The 18598-nt window shown below is 59.3% G+C and carries 15 protein-coding genes and 1 tRNA gene; 5 read left to right on the top strand and 11 right to left on the bottom strand.

Annotated features, from left to right (window positions below; all coding sequences use genetic code 11):
• The first annotated feature begins 35 nt into the window (after positions 1 to 35).
• Positions 36 to 887, top strand: a complete 852-nt coding sequence (locus tag DCD74_RS07235) for a type IV secretion system protein (protein ID WP_162615936.1) — start codon at positions 36 to 38, stop codon at positions 885 to 887.
• A gap of 56 nt (positions 888 to 943) precedes the next feature.
• Positions 944 to 1018: transfer RNA gene (locus tag DCD74_RS07230), tRNA-Val, on the top strand.
• Here the strand turns inward: DCD74_RS07230 and DCD74_RS13195 are convergent.
• The 3 genes from DCD74_RS13195 to DCD74_RS07215 form a co-directional block, all read right to left on the bottom strand.
• On the bottom strand, positions 969 to 1625 hold the full coding sequence (locus tag DCD74_RS13195) for a site-specific integrase (RefSeq protein WP_407072229.1): 657 nt from the start codon (positions 1623 to 1625) through the stop codon (positions 969 to 971). The genes DCD74_RS07230 and DCD74_RS13195 overlap by 50 nt on opposite strands.
• A 392-nt stretch (positions 1626 to 2017) precedes the next feature.
• Complete coding sequence (locus DCD74_RS13190; protein WP_112926717.1) at positions 2018 to 2449, bottom strand: helix-turn-helix domain-containing protein; 432 nt, start codon at positions 2447 to 2449, stop codon at positions 2018 to 2020.
• Positions 2450 to 2938: 489 nt separating this feature from the next.
• Positions 2939 to 4375, bottom strand: coding sequence for an IS1182 family transposase (locus DCD74_RS07215; RefSeq protein WP_112926716.1), 1437 nt, complete (start codon positions 4373 to 4375; stop codon positions 2939 to 2941).
• Positions 4376 to 4693: 318 nt separating this feature from the next.
• On the opposite strand from DCD74_RS07215, the gene DCD74_RS07210 reads away from it, so the two are divergent.
• A complete protein-coding gene (locus DCD74_RS07210; protein ID WP_112926715.1) occupies positions 4694 to 6610 on the top strand; it encodes a P-loop NTPase fold protein in 1917 nt (638 codons plus the stop codon).
• On the opposite strand, the gene DCD74_RS07205 is transcribed toward DCD74_RS07210, so the two are convergent.
• The 3 genes from DCD74_RS07205 to DCD74_RS07195 form a co-directional block, all read right to left on the bottom strand.
• Positions 6607 to 7455: an HNH endonuclease gene (locus DCD74_RS07205; protein ID WP_162615934.1), complete on the bottom strand. Its 849-nt coding sequence runs from the start codon at positions 7453 to 7455 to the stop codon at positions 6607 to 6609. The two genes, DCD74_RS07210 and DCD74_RS07205, sit on opposite strands and share 4 nt — an antisense overlap.
• Before the next feature lie 61 nt (positions 7456 to 7516).
• Entirely contained in the window at positions 7517 to 8566 is a 1050-nt protein-coding gene (locus DCD74_RS07200; protein ID WP_112926713.1) for a DUF4238 domain-containing protein, read from the bottom strand.
• Positions 8563 to 10848: a hypothetical protein gene (locus tag DCD74_RS07195; protein WP_112926712.1), complete on the bottom strand. Its 2286-nt coding sequence runs from the start codon at positions 10846 to 10848 to the stop codon at positions 8563 to 8565. The genes DCD74_RS07200 and DCD74_RS07195 overlap by 4 nt, the downstream gene beginning before the upstream one ends.
• Positions 10849 to 11242: 394 nt before the next feature.
• Here DCD74_RS07195 and DCD74_RS07190 point away from each other — a divergent pair, with 394 nt between their 5' ends.
• Together DCD74_RS07190 and DCD74_RS07185 are read left to right on the top strand one after the other, a co-directional pair.
• Positions 11243 to 12679 carry an IS1182 family transposase gene (locus tag DCD74_RS07190; RefSeq protein ID WP_112926711.1) on the top strand — a complete coding sequence of 479 codons (1437 nt, stop codon included), beginning with the start codon at positions 11243 to 11245 and terminating at the stop codon, positions 12677 to 12679.
• A 382-nt stretch (positions 12680 to 13061) separates the two neighbouring features.
• The gene (locus tag DCD74_RS07185; RefSeq protein ID WP_217424240.1) at positions 13062 to 13637 is read left to right on the top strand and encodes a hypothetical protein; all 576 of its coding nucleotides are present in this window, start codon (positions 13062 to 13064) and stop codon (positions 13635 to 13637) included.
• Positions 13638 to 13851: 214 nt separating this feature from the next.
• Here DCD74_RS07185 and qatD read toward each other — a convergent pair whose 3' ends face one another.
• The 5 genes from qatD to DCD74_RS12960 all read right to left on the bottom strand — a co-directional run bounded on the left by qatD (position 13852) and on the right by DCD74_RS12960 (position 18530).
• Positions 13852 to 14553 (bottom strand): Qat anti-phage system TatD family nuclease QatD, encoded by a 702-nt coding sequence (qatD, locus tag DCD74_RS07180; RefSeq protein WP_237049696.1) that lies wholly within the window; start codon positions 14551 to 14553, stop codon positions 13852 to 13854.
• 23 nt (positions 14554 to 14576) lie between these two features.
• Positions 14577 to 15863 (bottom strand): Qat anti-phage system QueC-like protein QatC, encoded by a 1287-nt coding sequence (gene qatC / locus DCD74_RS07175; protein ID WP_112926708.1) that lies wholly within the window; start codon positions 15861 to 15863, stop codon positions 14577 to 14579.
• Positions 15860 to 16399: a Qat anti-phage system associated protein QatB gene (qatB, locus tag DCD74_RS12845; protein ID WP_335645454.1), complete on the bottom strand. Its 540-nt coding sequence runs from the start codon at positions 16397 to 16399 to the stop codon at positions 15860 to 15862. The genes qatC and qatB overlap by 4 nt, the downstream gene beginning before the upstream one ends.
• Positions 16400 to 16681: 282 nt before the next feature.
• Positions 16682 to 18403: a KAP family NTPase gene (locus tag DCD74_RS07165; RefSeq protein ID WP_237049556.1), complete on the bottom strand. Its 1722-nt coding sequence runs from the start codon at positions 18401 to 18403 to the stop codon at positions 16682 to 16684.
• Positions 18333 to 18530 carry a hypothetical protein gene (locus tag DCD74_RS12960; RefSeq protein WP_237049724.1) on the bottom strand — a complete coding sequence of 66 codons (198 nt, stop codon included), beginning with the start codon at positions 18528 to 18530 and terminating at the stop codon, positions 18333 to 18335. The genes DCD74_RS07165 and DCD74_RS12960 overlap by 71 nt, the downstream gene beginning before the upstream one ends.
• Between the last annotated feature and the right edge of the window lie 68 nt (positions 18531 to 18598).

The raw sequence follows: 18598 nt of genomic DNA, 5'->3' as shown, positions 1-18598 counted from the left end.
TTGACGGGGAAATCGAAACTTTCCGACACAACCTGATGACCGGGCTGATCCAGTGGATACTGCTGTTCGGCACGACCATGATCACGGTCTGGATCCTGTTCCAGGGCTGGTTGATCGTGACCGGGCGTTCCCGCGAGCCGATGATGATGCTGGTCACCCAGTCGATGAGGGTAGTGCTCATCACGCTGCTCGCCACGAGTTTTTCGTTCGGCGGCGAAAGTATTTCGGGTTTGTTGAGCGATACGCTGCCCAAGGCGATCCAGGGTCTGGTCGCCATCGATGAGGACTCACCCGCCTCGCAGATCGACCGCAACCTCCAGCTCATGCAGGCGACCACGGCGCTGATGGACGGCTACGCCTCGCTGTCGGTCGGCGAAAGCTGGAAGGAACAACTCACCAAGGCCACCACGATGAGCACGCTCGGTGTTGCCGGCCCGGCGGTGATCGGCGGGGCATTGCTGCTGACCTATAAGGTGGCGCTGGCACTGTTTGTCGGGCTGGGGCCGTTGTTCATCCTCTGCCTGTTGTTCAACAACACCAAGGCGCTCTTCGGCAAGTGGCTGCAGTACGGCATCGGCACCACGTTCTCGCTGGGCGTCCTGTCCTTCATGGTGTCGGTGGCGATGAAGATGGTGGCGGTGGTCGCCTTGGCGATGTTCGTGAAGTACCAGATCATCATGAACGGTGCCGCCGCTGGCGAAGGCATCAACAGCATCGCCATGCAGCAGGCCGGGCTGGGCGTGATCCTCACCGTGCTGTTGATCGCCACGCCACCGATCGCGGCGATGTTCTTCAACGGCACCCTGGCCAACTTCAGCGCCTACTCGCAGTTCGGGCAGGGCCAGGCGCGTGACCAGCAAGGCAACCCGGTGGGCGGCGGCGCCTAGCCGCGCCCGCGGCACTTGCAGTGAACCCTTGGGGCGACTACCATTCCGCTCCCTATGGGCGGTTAGCTCAGCGGTAGAGCACTACCTTGACATGGTAGGGGTCACAGGTTCGAACCCTGTACCGCCCACCACTTTAAGTGGTTGATACGGCGCATCTTTTACGGGATGCGCCGTTTTCATTGGTGAGGCGGCTGACCCCGTACTGACCCCGCGCACCACCTGGATAGGCTTTGCGCCCGTCTTTCGCAGCGCCGGGACGTCTTTCGCAAGGTCTGCCATCCATGCATCCAGGGCTTTACTGACCTTGGCGCCGTCGAATTTGGCGTACCCCTCGGTGACCCCGCCGCCGGTATGACCCATCAACCCCTTCACGTCCCACTCCGGCACACCGCGCCGGCGCAGTTCCGAGGCCACGGTGTGCCGAAGTACTTTGGGTGCGAACCATATGGGCAGCCTTGCCGCAGCCCGAATCTTGCGCCAAGTTGTCTTGATTGACTGGGTGCGACGACCCTGCCAGCCGGCGTAGTAGGGGCCTTCGTGACCCTTGAGGTGCTTGGCCAGCGTCTTAGTAAGCGGGACGGTCGGACGACGTTTCTTGGTCTGCCTACGGCCTGCCGGGTTGAGGCGGACCATTCCCGTCTCGAAATCCACCAGATAGGGCTGCAAGTCCAGCGCGGCATCACCTCGGCAGCACGTGTTGAGCCTGATGAGGACGTATGTCCAGACGTGAGGGGGCATGGGGGTATTCAGCAGCGTTACCAGCTGAGTCCTAGAGGCCCTGTGCGGGAATGCCTCTCCACCGGGCGGTAGTTCGATGAATGGGACGGAGTCGAGCTCCTGGCGCTTTCTGGCGCGATTCAGCGCGGTCTGCCCGACCCCGACCACGCGACGCAGGTATCCATCGCTGTAGCCACGAGCCCGCAACCAGTCCACGAATGCCTCCTGACGCCCAATGGTCAGCTCAGGGACGGTCGCCGTCTCGCCCCAGAATTTGCGCCACAGGGCGATGGCCCGCTTGACAGTGGTCTTGCTGGGCAGATTGGCGCCATGCTTCAACCAATAGCGATCAAGCACCGCCATGATCGGCACTTCCTCGGCAGGCTCGTCCTGAAGTTCGGCCAGTTCGAGAATCAGCTCGCGGGCGCGTCGTTTGGCATCGTCAAGGCTGCTACAGCCCGTAGCGCGCGCGACCTTCTGTCCGCCTTCCCGCCACTCGAGGTAGAGGTTCGCGGTGCCTTTTCGGGAAACAAGGGAGTACTCGTCTGTGATTCTGTAAATGATGCGGGACATTCGCTGGCCTCCAGAAACGCCATTAGGTGCTGTTTTGTGAAGTAGACGTCACGTCCGATGCGGCCATAGCCAATCCGTCTGTCTCGCCTGTACCTGCGCAACGTGATGACGGATTTCTTGAGGTATCGGGCTGCCTCTAATTCGCTAAGTCGCTCGGGAAGTTCGGCTGACAAGCCAGATACTCGTGTGACCGAATTGGTTTGCGATGAGTCGTCATCCAGTGACGAACGCGGCAGCGGGCTTGAAGTGTGGTGGCGTGGATGTGTGTCCATGTAAAGACACTACACCCAAGGTACCTACATCAAAGTTGCGAAATGAACGGTAAAAAAGGCTTGAATCCGAACCTAAGCCTGCAGCTGATCCTGTGAGTCGAGAGCATTGCTGACATTTCATGTCACTGACTGTCTGTGCGCTTGCCGTCCAAACAGAACACATTGCTTACCCGCTTTCACGAAAAGTTGGGCGATAAGCGTTGGGCTCCGTACTCGGGTGCATGACAAAAGTTCTTATGAAGAATCGGACAGGTTGATCGTCCTGTGGAGAGTGCCCGCCATGCTTGTAGATGTTGGCCTCCCCATTACTCTGCTTCACGTGGAAACGCCCAGGTGTTTCCACGTCATGATTCCGCTTTTAATCTTGCGGGCCGGTGCTGACCGTTGTCCGTTTCCGGCCGAGGCTGTGTAAAAACTCCCGGGCGCGGTGCTGCCGACGACGATGCAGCCAGTTTGAGCAACCAGCGCTGCAGTAAAAGAACTTGATGCTCAGGCTGCGATGGCCCGCACCATGCCCTCGGTGCCCATGATCTTGATCATCCGCTTCATGTTGTAGGCCAGAACTGCCAGGCTGATCTCCGTTTTGACCTTCGGTAGCGTCTTCGTCAGCAACGGCGTCGTGCCGAGCCATGATTTCAGCGTGCCGAAGACATGTTCCACCGTCTGCCTTCGCACCACCGCTGTTTGCGGCCTGGCATCCAGCAGCATCTGCATTCGTTCGAGCACATGCTCGTGCTCCCATCGTCCGATACGCCTGTAGCTGGCAGTCGTGCACTTCTTCCGGATTGGGCAGCGGGGGCAGGCGGAGGACCAGTACTTGTGCAAGGTCAGCCCTTTCTCCTCTGTCGTAAAGCGGTGGATCGCCCGTTCGCCCGCCGGACATTCGTACTCATCAGCGGCTTCGTCGTAGACGAAATCGCGTTTGTCGAACCGGCCTTCGGCCTTGGCGTTGGATGTCAGAGGCTTGGGTACCAACGGGATGACGCCTGCCTCCTCGCACGCCAGGATCTCCGGGGCACTGAAGTAACCACGGTCCGCCAGCGCCGTCATATGCTCGGCGCCAAGGGCGTCCTTGGCCTTCATCGCCATGCGTGAGAGTTGCGCACGGTCGTGACCGTCGTTTGTCACGTCGTATGCCACGATCAGGTGGTGCTTGGCGTCGACCGCCGCCTGGACGTTGTAGCCCACCGTGCCCGTGCCACGGCCACTTGAGGTCATTGATCTCGCGTCGGGATCCGTCAGCGAGATCTGGTGATCGGGGGTGGCCTCAAGCTGCTTTTCAATCTCGTCGAGCTTCTCCATCTGCGCATGCAGCTTGGCCAGCTTGTCTCTCAGCTGGGGAACGCGGCCCTCTGGCAACAAAGTGGGATCGCGATCTGACCGGTCCAGCTCGGCTAGGTAACGCGCAACGCTGTCCTCCAGTTGTTGCCGGCGCCCCTTGATCTTGCCGACGGTGAAGTTGCGATCCCGACTGTTCACTGCCTTCAGCTTGCTGCCGTCAATCGCGACGATTGCATGCGAGAAGACCTTCATGTTCCGGCACAGCGCGACGAACCGACTGCACACGGCTGTGATCGCGCCGCCGTTGTCCTTGCGGAAGTCGGCGATGGTCTTGAAGTCCGGCGCCAGTCGACCGGTCAGCCAGATCAGCTCCAGGTTCCGTTGCGCCTCCCGTTCCAGGCGCCGGCTGGACTGGATGCGAGTGAGGTAACCGTAGATGTAGATCTTGAGCAGCGCGGCGGGGTGATAGGCAGGACGGCCACCAGCCCCGCGATTGACCGCCTCGAAGCCCAGCGCGCTCAGGTCGAGCGCTTCGACGAAGGCATCGACCACCCGCACCGGGTTGTCTTCGTGGACGTAGTCTTCCAGCCGATCAGGGAGAAGAAGCCCCTGGGAACGATCAACGCCATCCACAAATCGCTTCATGCAGAGCACCCATCGACCGGTGCTCAGATCATGCCAGTGGAGGCAGGGTTTTCACACAGCCTCGACCCATAGCGGCCGCTGGAGCAAGGCCATGCAGGAAGCAGTAAAGCCCGCTTTCGCGGGAGCCTAAGATCATTTCAGCTTATGGTTCTAGTGGCGGCGCAGACCACATCCACGGAATGCGACTAGTCAGCCCCGGTGAAAGGGGATGTGGTACGAAAACCCCTAGGCTTCGCGGAGGGCGACGTCTTAGGGTGCCGCGAGGCTAATCGCCGCTCGGGGCGTGTTAGTAAAGGGTGGCGACATGGGGATAGCGCAATGATTGACTGGCGTAGAAGACGGCTGACCAAGGCCAACCGCGTCGCGGCAGATGACGCGGCGTCCCAGCCCGCGGCGGATGCCTCGGGCGGCGTTGCAGCCAACGACCGAAACCATCACGTCAAGGAATACCTGCGTTACTACCTGTCTTTCTCGACGCCGCCAGGGTTCGCGGTTCTACTGAACGGCCCGTGGGGGATTGGGAAGACATACGTAGTCAAGAACTTCCTCAAATCGCTCGATAGTCAGAAGACGCGATACATCTACGTCAGCTTGTATGGCCTCGGGTCGCTCGATGAGATTGACGACGCCATTCTGCAATCCATGTATCCCGTCCTAAAGAAGAAGGGCGTCACGCTTGGCGGCCGTGCGCTCAAGATGGTCGGGAAGTACTTCAATGTGGAGCTCGATCTAGAGTCAAAGGATTTCGTCGATCGGTCGAAGTCTGATCTGTATGTATTCGACGACCTGGAGCGTTGCCAGATGCCGATCAACACGGTGATGGGTTACATCAACGTGTTCGTCGAACAGGAAGGTCGCAAGGTCGTCATCATTGCGAACGAGAGCGAGATAGCGGACGAGAACTACCAGCGCATTCGCGAGAAGGTGGTTGGAAGGATGTTTGACGTCCAATCGGCCTTTGACGATGCGCAGGCTGCGTTCATCGCTTCGGTTAAAGACGACGGCGCAAGGGGAGCCGTCGCGGCGAATGCGTCCGTCATCTCCGAGATCTATCACCAATCCGAGCTGGGCAATCTCCGGATACTGCAGCAGGCAATCTGGGACTTCGAGCGGTTTTATGCCGTTCTGGACGATAGGCACCGATCTCACGACAAAGCGTTGACGGCGTTGCTGGGGCTGCTGTTTGCGATTTCTTTCGAGGTGAAGGCCGGGCGACTGTCGGCCGGCGACATACAGGATCGCCAGAACAATCTGCTTTCGGCCTACTTGCCGCGCGAGGAGGGCGATCCAGTGCCGGAGATACTGGCGGTGGAGAAGCGGTATCCCACAGTGCAGTTGGACACCACCGCACTGTCGGACGACACGTTGATCGACCTGATCGTGAAGGGGGTCGTCGATCCGAAGCGGATACGTGACGAGCTCGATCAGAGCTCGTACTTCGTGACGGTTGCGCAGGAGCCTGCCTGGCGGACTGTCTGGCATTCGCATGAGCGGACGGAGGAGGAGGTCGATCGCGCGCTTGCAGAGATGGAGCGCGCATTCGCCGCGCACGAGTACACGATTCCAGGAGAGGTGTTGCATGTGTTCGGACTGCGGCTCTGGCTCTCGCGCATCGGAGGCATCGCAAATGGTGTCGAACAGGTAGTCGCCGACGGTCGGGCATACGTGGACTATCTGTACGCGAACGGCCTGCTTGAGCCGCTGGATCGACACGAAGACCATTTCGGTCTGGCATTCGACGCGTACGACGGGCTGGGATTCCACGAATCCCGGTCGGAGGAGTACATTGGATTGCGCGACTATCTGGACGAAAAGCGCCGCGCTGTCGATATCGACCGCAGGCCCGCGATCGCCGAGGAGTTGTTGGCGAACATGCAGGAGGATTCTGGCCTGTTCCTACGTCGGGTCTCCTTGACGAATCAGGGAGATAACGAGTTCTACGACATCCCGGTCCTGGCGTCCCTGGATCCGGCTCGGTTCGTCGATGCGTTCCTCGGGCTGGAGCCGCGTGGCCAGCGGAACGCAATGATTGCCCTCAAGGCTCGATATAAGCACGGCCGGATCGATGAAGACTTGAGTGACGAGCGGCCCTGGGCTGTCGAGGTCCGCGACCGGATTCGAGCTGCGGCGGAGGGCATGTCGGCGATCTCAAAGGATCGACTGCAAAGGCTCCTGATCCACGGCCTGGATGAGGTGCTTGGGGTCGCACCCCAAGGTGGCGACGACGGCGGCTAGGCAAGCTTTCCGATCACGACGCCGTACCTCGGGGTGTGCGAATCGCTGAAGATCTGCACGTCGCCGATCAGCAAGCCGCGGCCCCGGTCTTCGATTAACAGCACGCGGTGGATTTCGGGGTGGCTGGCGTTCGGTTCTTCGATGGTGCCGACGAAATGACCGATTGCATCGTCTTCTCCCAGTATCATGGCCGGCAGCTCCGACGATTCGGCCAGCAGTTTCAATGTTCCGGTGGCGGCCGCCATCGCGTAGGCGATCTTGGCGATCATCCGAGCGAACTCGGCGGGCCGCTGCGAAAGCGTTGCGCCAATCGACTGCGCGCCAAGCTTCTTCATCACCTCAAGTGGATTCGGTCCGAACGAGATCGTGTCGACCCCCCTGATGTCCACGCCGGGCCGTTTCTCTGACGTCGTGAGGATTCGCGGCGGTGGATAGATGGGGAAGTGGAGGACGACGGGATACTCGTCCAGCGGCACTTCAACCTGTTGCTCTTGCCCGTCACGGGTGATGTTGAGCGCGTACAGCTCCGGCGCGCCGGCGTGCTTCCGCCGTGATTGCAGACCGCGGTAGACACGAACCACCCTGAAGTCACCGCGCAGGACTGCCCGCTCGATCCTGCTGGTGCGGTCCGCGCACTCGCCGCACGTGGAGCGGGGGAGTTTCAGGTTGCCTTCGAGTCCGTACGGAACGATGTGCTCGGTGCGCAGATCGTCCGTTCTGCCGCAGTAGATGCAACTCCCATATGGAGGGAACGTATGGTGCATCAGGCGCGGGATGCCTACGAGAGTACTTGCCATTGGGGTTGTGCCGACCAGGTGGAAATGCCGTGGCTTCGATTCCAGCATGCCAATTTAAGCGACATGTTGGCGATCAGAAGTTGGCCGCATTGATTCGTCTCCATTGGCGCTACCGTGCCAGTGCGATCTCGGCGTGGCTTTGATCGTCATGCCAGCGTTGCCATGTTTCTCGCTCGGCCTTGCAAGCCTCCGGAGAAACGATACGCGGGCGAATCGAATGGATATCCCCCGGCTCCACGGCAAACACGTAGCGATCGGCGTGCTCGACGATAATCCGGCGGATAAGCAGCGCAGTACCCATGTCCAGTGGGGTTCCCCGGGGCCGCGGTTTTCTGCCAATGCAGGTGTAAAGCAGGTGTTTGGGGCTCAAGGGTAGGAGAATGTCTCCGTTCTGAACGCCCCATCCGCCACCGAAGTTGTAGTTGGTGGGGTTGAAGAAATTCAGTCGCACAAGCGGGTTGTCCGAGGTTGGCCACGATACGCCCGAGGGTGCGTGAAGGATTGTCCAGCGGATTGGGGGAAGCTTCTGGATGGTGCTCGTGAGCAGGTGGCGCTGGCTCCATATCCACATCTTCCTTCCTACCAGCGTCGTGGCCTTCAGCGTCCCGCTACCATCGGGTTCGCGTTCGATCGTGACCTTCAGCGGAAACGCCTTGGATTCATCCTGAAGTGCTGCCGAGCCAAGCCCGACCGGAGATCCGTCCTGCTCCAGTTGCTGGACGGAGTCTTGGACGACGCGCTGCAAGAGGTCGGGCATCTGCTCCGACTGCCTCGCGAGGAACTCCCTCAGCCGGGCAGGCGTGCGCACATCCTGTGCTACGGCGAACCTCGCCAAACGCGCCCAGTGCTCGGGGGTCAGCGTGTCTTCGCGAACGACGCGGTCAATGGCCTCCTCGGCCGGACCCTCGAACTCGCTGTCCAGCCAGCGCTCGAATTCGTCGGTGGCCTCGTCTCCGGCGATATAGGTATAGAGATGCTGGTGATAAGCGATGCCCTTCAGAGACTGCAGCTTCCAGAGCGAGCAGGACTCGTTCGGGACCAGCAATCGGTACGTAGGGATCATTCCCGAAGCGGACCATTGCTTGAGGTAGAGCCTGGGAACGTAGTGATTGGCTACGTGCGCCTGCTTCACCGTCGTCGTCGAGAAGGCTGTCGTCATGAGGCGTGCTCGGACGGCTCCGTCCGGCTGTCGCAGGTGCCATCTGGTAGCTGAGGCCCTGCGTTGCCAACCTCGTCCCCGGCCGATGCCGGCAAACGGTCCGCCAACATCAGGTGATTGTACGGGAATGTCGGGGCATCTGCGTCGTAGACGAGCACCAAGCAGCGAACGGGGCGCGGATCTTCGAAGGACTTTTCCGCTGCCGCTCTGGCGATCTCCTGCCGATGCGCGACGGTCTCCTTGCGCAGCACCACGGCGGTGATCGCGCTCAGGCCGACGCCGTCGGGAAGATACACGAGGATATTCTGGTAAGGCGTCGTTTTCTGGTAGCGATGCTTCTTGATGAGTTCCCGGATGTCGCGCGCCAGTGTCTTCTGCGCACGGTCATCGGCATCCAGCAGCATGATGGCGATCTCCGGCCATCGATGGGAGCGCACCTGGAGGACGCGTTCGAGAATTCCTGCCCAAGGACCGTCCAGACGCCGCCCGGGCTTCGCGGTGCGTATCCCTTCGCTGAGAGACATCATGTAGCGGTCGATCTTCTCGGACATCCGGTAGAAGGTGATGCGGGTTCCATCGGTTTCCTTCCGGCCAAAAAGCAGGCCGTTTATCTGGTACGCGCCGAGCAGATCGAGTTCGTCGGAGTCGTGCGAGAACTTGCCTTCCAGCTGCACCCGCCGGTGCAGGTAGTGCAGAAACATCACCGGCGCATCCAGGATCTCGACGACGGTATGGAGGTCGGCCAAGCACAACGTCGGCGCCGGCGCGACATCCTTCGAGATCAGCCCGAGCGCCTGCAGCTTGCCGATGTCGGACTGGATCGTGCTGAAGTCCTCCAGCGTGACGGACATCCGCATGACATACCGCACCATCCACAGGTCGACGTGCTTGGAAAGGACCAGCTGGCGCCCCCCGGACCGGTGCTCTTCCATCGCGGCGTGCAGGCGCTGGGATTGCAGGGCCGGAGATTCCAGCAGCTCGCGTATCTCCGACTTGAGCCGGTCCGGAGCGCCCCGTTTGCTATGCGCGGACACCGATCCTGACTTCGCCTCGACGATGATCGCGACGCTGTCGAGCACCACCAGCACATCGGTTTCGCCGTGCCGTTCCGTCCCGGATACCTGCCAGCTCAGATTCCGGTACACGGCGGCGCCGGGCAGGGCCCTCGACAGAGTGCCGGCAACGTCGGCCTCCAAGAAGGCGGCGCGCCGGTCGTGCCAGGCCATCTTGAGCTGTTCACTGGGCGCGACGAACCGCTCAACGATCTCGAACAGGAACGAGAACCCGGTCTGGGGGATGCAAGCGAAGATAGTGTCATCCGAAAGGGTTATCCAAGGCGACGTCCAGACCGGGTTGTCGAGCAGGAACAGTTCTGGGGTGCGGTCGTTCAACTCGCCGGGAAGCATCCCCAATGCCTGGAAGATGGCCTTGACCTGATCCACAGCCACGCCGGCTCTTGCGGAAACCTCGCCTGCTTCATGGGTGAAGCAAGCCTCGAGCGCGTGCTCGGAATGCGCCAGGAGCATGGCCCGGGCCTGCTGCGGGCTGAAATCGTTCCGGATGAAGTAGTCGAGAAGCCCGCTGCAATCGGCAGCAGGCATGGCCTCGGCGTATGCGGTCACGATCTCGGGCACGCTCGGCTTGCCGAGAGCGCCGAAGAACTTTCTTCGGTGTTCGGTGATCCGCGCCTCGTTCGCGCGGACAAGGCTATCGAGGACGGCGATCAGCTCGGTACCGGCGAATCCGAGGACGGATCGCATCCGCTCGTCCAGCGGCGCCAGAAGCCGATGCCCGATGTCCTTGACCTGATGGTAGTACCCCCAATTGCGGACCGCGCGTGTATTGCTGCGGATCTTCTCCTGCAGCATGACGAGGGCGTCGGATTCGCTCTCCGAGTCGAGTGGGCGCATCCTGGAGAGGTCGAAGCCGTGACCAAGTTCGATCAGCGCATCCCATTGTTCCTGGACGTCCTGTGGCCGCGGCGGCTGCAGCGGCCAATCGCCAACACCCCTCTGCAAGACGAATGCCTGCAGCAGCTCCACGTGGTCCTGATGGATCTTGTCGCGCTTGGCCTCGGCGGCCCGGACGCCGTCCTTGGTGACGTCGATCGACAGCCCGTAGGCTGCCAGCACCGATAGCGAATGGAGGGGATCGAACCTCGACACGAATCGACCGATCGTGGCGAAAGCCGCGTCCCGGGCATCGCTGAAGGACTTAGCCATTGCCTTGATGGCGTTCCGGCGCTCGTCATCGCTCAGGTCGTCCCGGAACAGCTTGGGCATCGGTATATAGACGGGGCCGCCGTGCGAGCGCTCCGACTTGCCCTTCGATCTCTTTCCTTTCTTTCTTGTGCTTCTGGACATGGGGCGGTGATAACGGCGTCGTTAGCGGGCAGGTGCAGATGGGTGGGGCATCGATTAGCGTTCGTCCGGATTGGCCGCACCGACTAGCGCCGAGCTTGCCATGCGAGTGTCGCAAAGCTGTGCGACTCGTATGACCGCGCGGGAGACGAGATAGTCCCGTGGCGGAGATCGATGACCTAGACGATTTTCTGTCTGCATGACATACACGGTGAGTGTTGAATTTGGACACCGCGAATGTCCGCATCTGGCCGAGGCTGTGTGAAAACCCTGCCTCCACTGGCATGATCTGAGCACCGGTCGATGGGTGCTCTACATGAAGCGATTTGTGGATGGCGTTGATCGCTCCCAGGGGCTTCTGCTCCCTGATCGGCTGGAAGACTACGTCCACGAAGACAACCCGGTGCGGGTGGTCGATGCCTTCGTCGAGGCGCTCGATCTGAGCGTACTGGGCTTCGATGCCGCCAATCGCGCGGCAGGTGGTCGGCCCGCGTATCACCCCGCCGCGCTGCTCAAGATCTACATCTACGGTTACCTCAACCGCATCCAGTCGAGCCGTCGCCTGGAGCGGGAGGCGCAACGGAACCTGGAACTGATCTGGCTGACAGGCCGGCTGGCACCGGACTTCAAGACCATCGCCGACTTCCGCAAGGACAACGGCAGCGCGATCACGGCCGTGTGCAGTCGGTTCGTCGCGCTGTGCCGGAACATGAAGGTCTTCTCGCACGCGATCGTGGCGATTGACGGCAGCAAGCTCAAGGCAGTGAACAGTCGAGATCGCAACTTCACCGTCGGCAAGATCAAGGGGCGCCGGAAGCAACTGGAGGACAGCGTTGCTCGCTATCTAGCCGAACTGGACCGGGCAGATCGCGACCCGGCGCTGCTGCCGGAGGGGCGCGTACCGCACCTGAAGGACAAGCTGGCCAAGCTGCATGCTCAGATGGAGAAGTTGGACAGCATCGAGAAAGAGCTTGAGGCCTCTCCAGACCGCCAGATCTCGATGACGGATCCGGACGCGAGATCAATGACCTCGAGCGGACGCGCAACCGGCACCGTGGGCTACAACGTCCAGGCGGCGGTCGATGCCAAGCATCACCTGATCGTGGCATACGACGTGACGAACGACGGTCATGACCGTGCGCAGCTCTCACACATGGCGATGAAGGCCAAGGATGCCCTTGGCGCCGAGCACATGACGGCGCTGGCGGATCGCGGTTACTTCAGCGCCCCGGAGATCCGGGCGTGCGAAGACGCAGGCGTCATTCCGCTGGTGCCCAAGCCCCTCACGTCGAACAGCAAGGCCGAAGGTCGGTTCGACAAACGGGACTTCGTCTACGACGCAGCCGCGGATGAGTACGAATGCCCTGCGGGCGAACGGGCGATCCGCCGCTTCACGACAGAGGAGAAGGGGCTGACCTTGCATAAGTACTGGTCATCCGCCTGCCCCCGTTGCCCAATCCGGAAGAAGTGCACGACTGCCAGCTACAGGCGTATCGGACGATGGGAGCACGAACACGTGCTCGAACGCATGCAGATGCTGCTGGATGCCAGGCCGGAAGCCGCCGTGGTACGACGGCAGACGGTAGAGCATGTCTTCGGAACACTCAAATCTTGGCTCGGCACCACGCCACTGCTGACGAAGACACTACCGAAGGTCAAAACGGAGATCAGCTTGGCGGTGTTGGCCTACAACATGAAGCGGATGATCAAGATCATGGGCACCGAGGGCATGGTGCGGGCCATCGCAGCCTGAGCATCAAGTTCTTTTACTGCAGCGCTGGTTGCTCAAACTGGCTGCATCGTCGTCGGCAGCACCGCGCCCGGGAGTTTTTACACAGCCTCGGCCGACAGCGGACAGCAATGACCCGATCAAGGGCCGGTAAGACGATCAGAAATTAGCGATCCTGCTGATCAATATGAGCGGCTCGCGCAATACCCCCGCTTATCCGATTCAACTGACGCCCGTGCCGAATCGGGTTTACAGCTCTCGCTTTGATCTAACGGGGGCCGCCCGCCGACTGGCGAAGCGGCTCCCCCGTGTCGAGGCCAAAAGTCTAGAGTTACGTGTCCACTTCCCAGCGGACGTATCCCCATGCGAAACCTTCAGTACCCGAACTACTGAAGGTGTTTCAATGATGGATATCGAGGATGGACCCGATCCGGACAAGCGTTATTGGAAGGATGGCCTGTACCAGGATCATCCCGGGGATGCTCTCGGGACCGCAATTCTTGGAGCACACGACTCATACTTCAGCATCCTGCTGGCCATTGAGCAGCTGGCACTGGACCTGAGGGACCGAGCCAGAACGGAACGGTCAGTCGCACGTAAGGCAATCGTCCAACGTCACAAGGCAATTAACGGCGCAGACGCGAAGGTGAGAACGTCCATGCGGATCCTGTATGTCCGCGCCCGATTGTTTGGGCTTGAGCTGACCTGGAAAGAGGTCGTTTACTCAGAGGCAAGAACCCGCGGCGCAGCGTCTAGACGCTGGCTGAAAGATGTGGGGTCGATGCGAAAGAGCGGTGTCGACCTAAGGCACGTGACCAGTGGCGCTCACGTCGATGAAATTGACCTGTTGGTGCAGCATGAAATGGAAGCCCGTGAGATTCGCCACCTCTGGAAGCAGGCCAAGAAGGCAGAAATTCAACTCGCGGCCCTGGGAAGGCGCGTTCTGAAGCGGCTTGATGTGGCTGCTAGCAACGACGCCTGAGGTGTCCGATGCGGACAGCTGACCCGGGTTCGGCCAAGACTGATGTCGCCTTGCAACGCTATGGCCGGAAAAACGGCCGAGATACTGGCCGAACCTGGGCCAGTTCGCCACGATATATGGGTTGCTATCCGAAAATGGTCGCAATGATCGAAACAAACCTCGCCATCGAAGGAGACAAAAGCATCGCAATTGAGAAACAGCGCGCTCTTCCTAGCTAGACCCCACCAATCATCCGCAAGTTGCCCCTCAAGCGACTTGCAACCTCTTGCTCATCAATTTTCCATATCTCAGCGAGACCACTGATTGCTTGCGCGGCATCCCAAGGCCAAATGGTCCGGCCATCAATCTGCACGAAAGGCCCATCCGACTCGATCAGAATGCGCTCAGGCGGTATCCCCGCAACGAGTTGTCTGCCCTTTTCACCGCGCAGCATTGCAGGCCCAACACTAAACCAGCAACCTATTTCAACAGCGCGATCAAGTTCCTTCTGGGTGCCTGAGAACCAATGCATGATCGGCGTGCCTGCCCCGGGATGCTTTGCAAGCAAATCAAGAACAGCCTTAGCAGCTCTTCGGCTATGCAGGGACATTACCCTGCCGCCCGCCTTCTGGCACAACTCCAAGATTTGCTCGAATACCCCTAGTTGCGTATGCCAGTGCGGTTTCAGCTCAGGACTGCCATCCAATCCTATCTCGCCAACATAGCGAACTCGCTCCAAGAGCTTCTCAAACAACGGCAGCTCAAACTGCCTGTCGTGTGCGATCTGCGGATGCAGACCTAAGCCAGTTCGTATCCGAGGAGCGGCGTCAGCCAGGGCAGAAGTGCCTTCCCAAGCTGACGGAGTCGTTGTCACTGATAGAACGTACAAGCCGCGCTCAACACACTCAGAAACAACCTGATGAGGGTTGGCGTACAAATCCAAATGGCAGTGAAAGTCGATCAAATCAGCCCAACCGATCGATGTAGCGCCATTAATTCGCCAATGCCTCTGTCTACCACATCCCTGAGAGGCGCACGAGCACCAGCATGCGGGTATGACAACGCCGACCGCAGCCAAGATTCCAAGCCATCACTATTCACTCGGGAGATAGCCATGGCAACAGACCGCACATCATCAAAATTAGCGTGGTCTGAATCTCTGCGTCCAAGTTCCCTAAACTTGTAGTCGGTTGGATCCGTCTGACCCCACGCCAAGTATGCCGAACGTCGAATCTGGCATGGAACACAGCGGCCGCATTGCTTATAACCAAAGACTCGATAGCGACCACAGCTAACTGATGAAGCGGCCAAATCACGCAATAGAGCTTGGTTCGCGCATTCTCGCGACATCTCACCTTTTGTTTTGTGTTGGTATGGATTGACCAACTTAACCCGCAAACCAGCCGCATCTAGCAGCGATTGAACGCCATAGAGAAACTCTGGATGAGCGGTCCTTGTGCTCAGGCTTCCTAGTCGCGTTCCGGTCAATGGGGGATTGAGCGCAATGAAGCCGTTCTCGCAGATGAACAATGGAACCTGTTCCCCATCGTGATATACCTGCAAAGAGGTTGCCGCTAAAACTCCGAATGCCAAGAAGATGAGCGAGCGGGCACGTTGCGATGGCTCCCGGTTCCAGCCTGACGGCGGGCTTGCGTTGTGGTTTAGAGCAAGATGAGTGATGCCGGTCGCTTCAGCAAAATGATGCTGATTGTCACCGTCGCCGCGCACCGTATTACTTACTGCAATCGGGCGTCGTCCAGAAGCCGCGAGATCGATGGCACCGATCAGACTATCCATCCCGCCAGAGAGCAGACATACGCTATCTTCAGCAGGGCGGAACAGTTCGTCCGGGGCGTCAGTGCGACGCCCCCCGCCAACGAAGCGAATGGCCCATATGTCGGTCGATAAGAACCGAAGCGCAGCTTCGATCTTGGGAACCTCTGAGTTCCAGAACTCTGGCTCTCCAACAGCAGTTGTGAGATCAATCTGACGTGTCCAGCCATCAGGACTATCTGCCCTATGAACACACAGATCTGCCCCGACCACTGAGAGAGCGAGCGAAAGAAAATCCCACGCTCTTGGGGCGGGCGCATATCGCAGGCGCTGAATGCAGTGCTCAACCGCCTCACCCGCACTACCTACTAGACGTGAACCGTCAGCGCGACGATCAGGCTGTCCATAAAGAACTAGTTGGAGATCCGTCGCCGGTGGCAATGCGATACCTCGTGGCGCAGCAAAGAGCTTCATTCGATGTAGCCCTCGAAAATCTCAAATGAGTCTCTCAATGCTTCCTTCACAACTTGCGAGACATTTGCATCAGTTAACCCCCTCCCCGATTGACGAAGCTTTCGGAAGGACGCGGACACCGTTTGTCGTATGTAGTCTTTTGCCTCCTTCAGACGTGACAGGCCTTCGCTAACCGTGGGAGCGCTGTCTTGAATGTGCTGCCCAACATCCAATTCGAAGCGCTGAAAAACGTCATAAGCCACGAATCGCTCGATCGCGAATTCTCGCTGATCCAGCGACAGTTCAAGCAGATCTGCATCTTGATACTGCGTCAGAAGATCCGTTAGAGCGTCGCGGATCGCAGCACGAGATGCTTCTGCGTCCTGTGTACCATCCACTGGCCGCACCGCATCGACAACGCGATCCATGATCTCCTCGGCCGACCTACCTTCGAGTAGCGGCCGTTCAAGCGGAGCGCCAGCTTGAGCAGCGCCTCCACCTGGCAATCCCGCTAGCGCATTGCCTAGTGCGCTAGCAGTACCACCAGTGCTCCCCATCCGACGGGACGCCGTTGCAGCCCCGCCATAGCCGGATCGCACGTAATGCTTGACCGCTCGCCTTAAGGAGCGACCATCGCCACTTCGAGCAAATTCACCAAGATTGCGGCGCACCCCGGTCCATCTTTGCGGCTGGGCTTGCGGTGGCGGGGTAGCCGGCTCGCCAGGAGCATCGGGCGGGGGAGTGGGTGCGCCATCGCCCCCCGCGGGAGGCGCGTCCGCCCAAGGCGGGACCATCGGACCTCTCGCCGGTGGTCCACCACTGCTTTGAGAAGTTCCCATCTATTTGCCCATTCTTGCTTTGATGGCCGCTTTCACCGGCTTACTTGTGTCGTCCGCGTCCCACGCATCGAACACATCTTTTGCCCAAGATTGGTCAGCGATCCTAGGAACAATGCTGGGTCGGATTTGGGCAGCGGGTCGATCTCGCAGAAATGCTGCTAGGCGCGCTCCCAACGCGGGATCAGACTCGGCCAACGCCATGGCAGATTCGAGAATGGCGGGGACACCCCATTCCTGCTCTTGTCGCGCCTTCTCCAATACACGGTCCATAAGCACTGTCGTCTCCGCCCGAGCCAAGGCTGCTAGACGAGATTTCAAGCTGCCTGCCATCTCCGGCTGCGCAAGGAGCGCAGTGAGAACCTCGGCTGCATCTGATGAGAGTCGATCTTCCGGTGAGATCAGCGGAGCATGTTCGCGACTCACGTAGAGAGCGCCGCGCAGATCGATATCTGCAAGCGCAGGAGGCAATCGCAACCATTCCTCGACAAAGGGGGTTTTCCAGGGATCTTGAAGTGCCAACTCGGCACCCGAAATAGCCGATTTTTCCCACTCCGAAAGAAACGCGGGCTTTCCGTTGTTGCTGGTACTGACCTTAGATACAAGTTCCGCAAATGCCTTGCTGTCTCCCAATCGCTCAAACAGCATCAGCTTGGCTAACACTGCCTCATCCACGCCAACGCCTTGGGCGTTGGAAATAGTCATGCGAATAGACAGTGCGTTTAGGAAACGCTTGATAAGGCGAGGATTTCCGGCAATCCCCGTTGCAGCAACCATTAGAGGAGCGAGACGATCAGCAGTATCCAGCTTTCCGACTAGTTCACTTGGCAAGTCTGCATGCAACCCCGCAACGAAAGCTCGATCCACCCGCTTTCCTTGCCATGTCTTACGCAACTGCTCGCACACTCTTGCTCGAATTCCATCTTTATGTTCTTGAGCCAGATCGCTGTTGTCTATGAACAATAGCATCATGTAGGCGCGAACCTCCTGCGTACCTAATGGAGGAACGCGGATAGGAACCTGAATCAGCTTGTCAAAATAATTGATCACCAAATCGTCATTAATATCTTCGAAGTGGCGCCGGACGGCATGCTTAATCATTGCGTCATCCGCAGCAATTACGAATGCGGTATTTCGCAGGAACAGAAACAGCCGAATCGCTTCTAGTGTGGAAATCGTGGTTGGTGGCAAGCAACGATCAAGATCATCGATCAACACGACCAGGGTGATCCCCAATTCCTCCAATGCCTGTTCAAAACTATCGCGTAGCGCCTGAATCTCCTTGGGTGGCGAGAGTTCAGTCCGCGCATCCAACAGTCCACCGACTTCCTTCCCCGCCTTTTTTACCGCCTTATCAGTAGCCTTCAACTCGTCTTGACTAACTCCGTCGGCCATATCCTTGGCGGTGTTGAACACCCCACCAAGAACGCCAACCGGTGGTAACCCCAAAGCTAAAGCCGCGACGTCGGTCGCCACAAGCTTACCGAGGCGGAGCCACCGGATTCGCTTGACGAACTCTGCGACTTTATCTCCCGCTGTCTCCCGCTTCTTAGCTTCTTCCGCCAGCTTGTCCGCGATGACATCCATCAGCGCTGCGCGAGCATCGTCATATCCCTGATAGAGCCAAGCATTGAACTCCACGACGACGAATTCCCTATCCACTTCTTGTCTCGGGCGCGAAGATAGAGAAGCTTGAGTCAACTTGATAAGCGAAGACTTGCCCACACCCCATGACCCCGAACACACCGATCGAGACGGGACGACCGCGCGCCTGCGCGATGATTTCAGCGACGGTATCGGCAATGCCCGAGAAATTGAGAAAATCGCGTTCTGTTTCGTTATCAGCCCACATGCCGAATCCCTACCCCCTATTCCAGTGAAATTGAACGCGTGACCTTTCCCGTACCTCTATAGCGCCGT

Origin of the sequence: Lysobacter oculi (genome assembly GCF_003293695.1) — a bacterium.
Taxonomy (GTDB): Bacteria; Pseudomonadota; Gammaproteobacteria; order Xanthomonadales; family Xanthomonadaceae; genus Solilutibacter; species Solilutibacter oculi.
This window is presented reverse-complemented; position numbering and strand designations above follow the sequence as displayed.

Coding starts and splice junctions, on each gene's coding strand:
- DCD74_RS07190 (WP_112926711.1), top strand. CDS start 11,243: ATGAAGCGATTTGTGGATGGCGTTGATCGCTCCCAGGGGCTTCTGCTC.
- DCD74_RS12960 (WP_237049724.1), bottom strand. CDS start 18,530: ATGTGGGCTGATAACGAAACAGAACGCGATTTTCTCAATTTCTCGGGC.
- DCD74_RS07205 (WP_162615934.1), bottom strand. CDS start 7,455: ATGCTGGAATCGAAGCCACGGCATTTCCACCTGGTCGGCACAACCCCA.
- DCD74_RS07200 (WP_112926713.1), bottom strand. CDS start 8,566: ATGACGACAGCCTTCTCGACGACGACGGTGAAGCAGGCGCACGTAGCC.
- DCD74_RS13195 (WP_407072229.1), bottom strand. CDS start 1,625: ATGCCCCCTCACGTCTGGACATACGTCCTCATCAGGCTCAACACGTGC.
- qatC (WP_112926708.1), bottom strand. CDS start 15,863: ATGAAGCTCTTTGCTGCGCCACGAGGTATCGCATTGCCACCGGCGACG.
- DCD74_RS07215 (WP_112926716.1), bottom strand. CDS start 4,375: ATGAAGCGATTTGTGGATGGCGTTGATCGTTCCCAGGGGCTTCTTCTC.
- DCD74_RS07195 (WP_112926712.1), bottom strand. CDS start 10,848: ATGCCCAAGCTGTTCCGGGACGACCTGAGCGATGACGAGCGCCGGAAC.
- qatB (WP_335645454.1), bottom strand. CDS start 16,399: ATGGGGAGCACTGGTGGTACTGCTAGCGCACTAGGCAATGCGCTAGCG.
- DCD74_RS07235 (WP_162615936.1), top strand. CDS start 36: ATGACCGGGCTGATCCAGTGGATACTGCTGTTCGGCACGACCATGATC.
- DCD74_RS13190 (WP_112926717.1), bottom strand. CDS start 2,449: ATGGACACACATCCACGCCACCACACTTCAAGCCCGCTGCCGCGTTCG.
- DCD74_RS07185 (WP_217424240.1), top strand. CDS start 13,062: ATGGATATCGAGGATGGACCCGATCCGGACAAGCGTTATTGGAAGGAT.
- DCD74_RS07210 (WP_112926715.1), top strand. CDS start 4,694: ATGATTGACTGGCGTAGAAGACGGCTGACCAAGGCCAACCGCGTCGCG.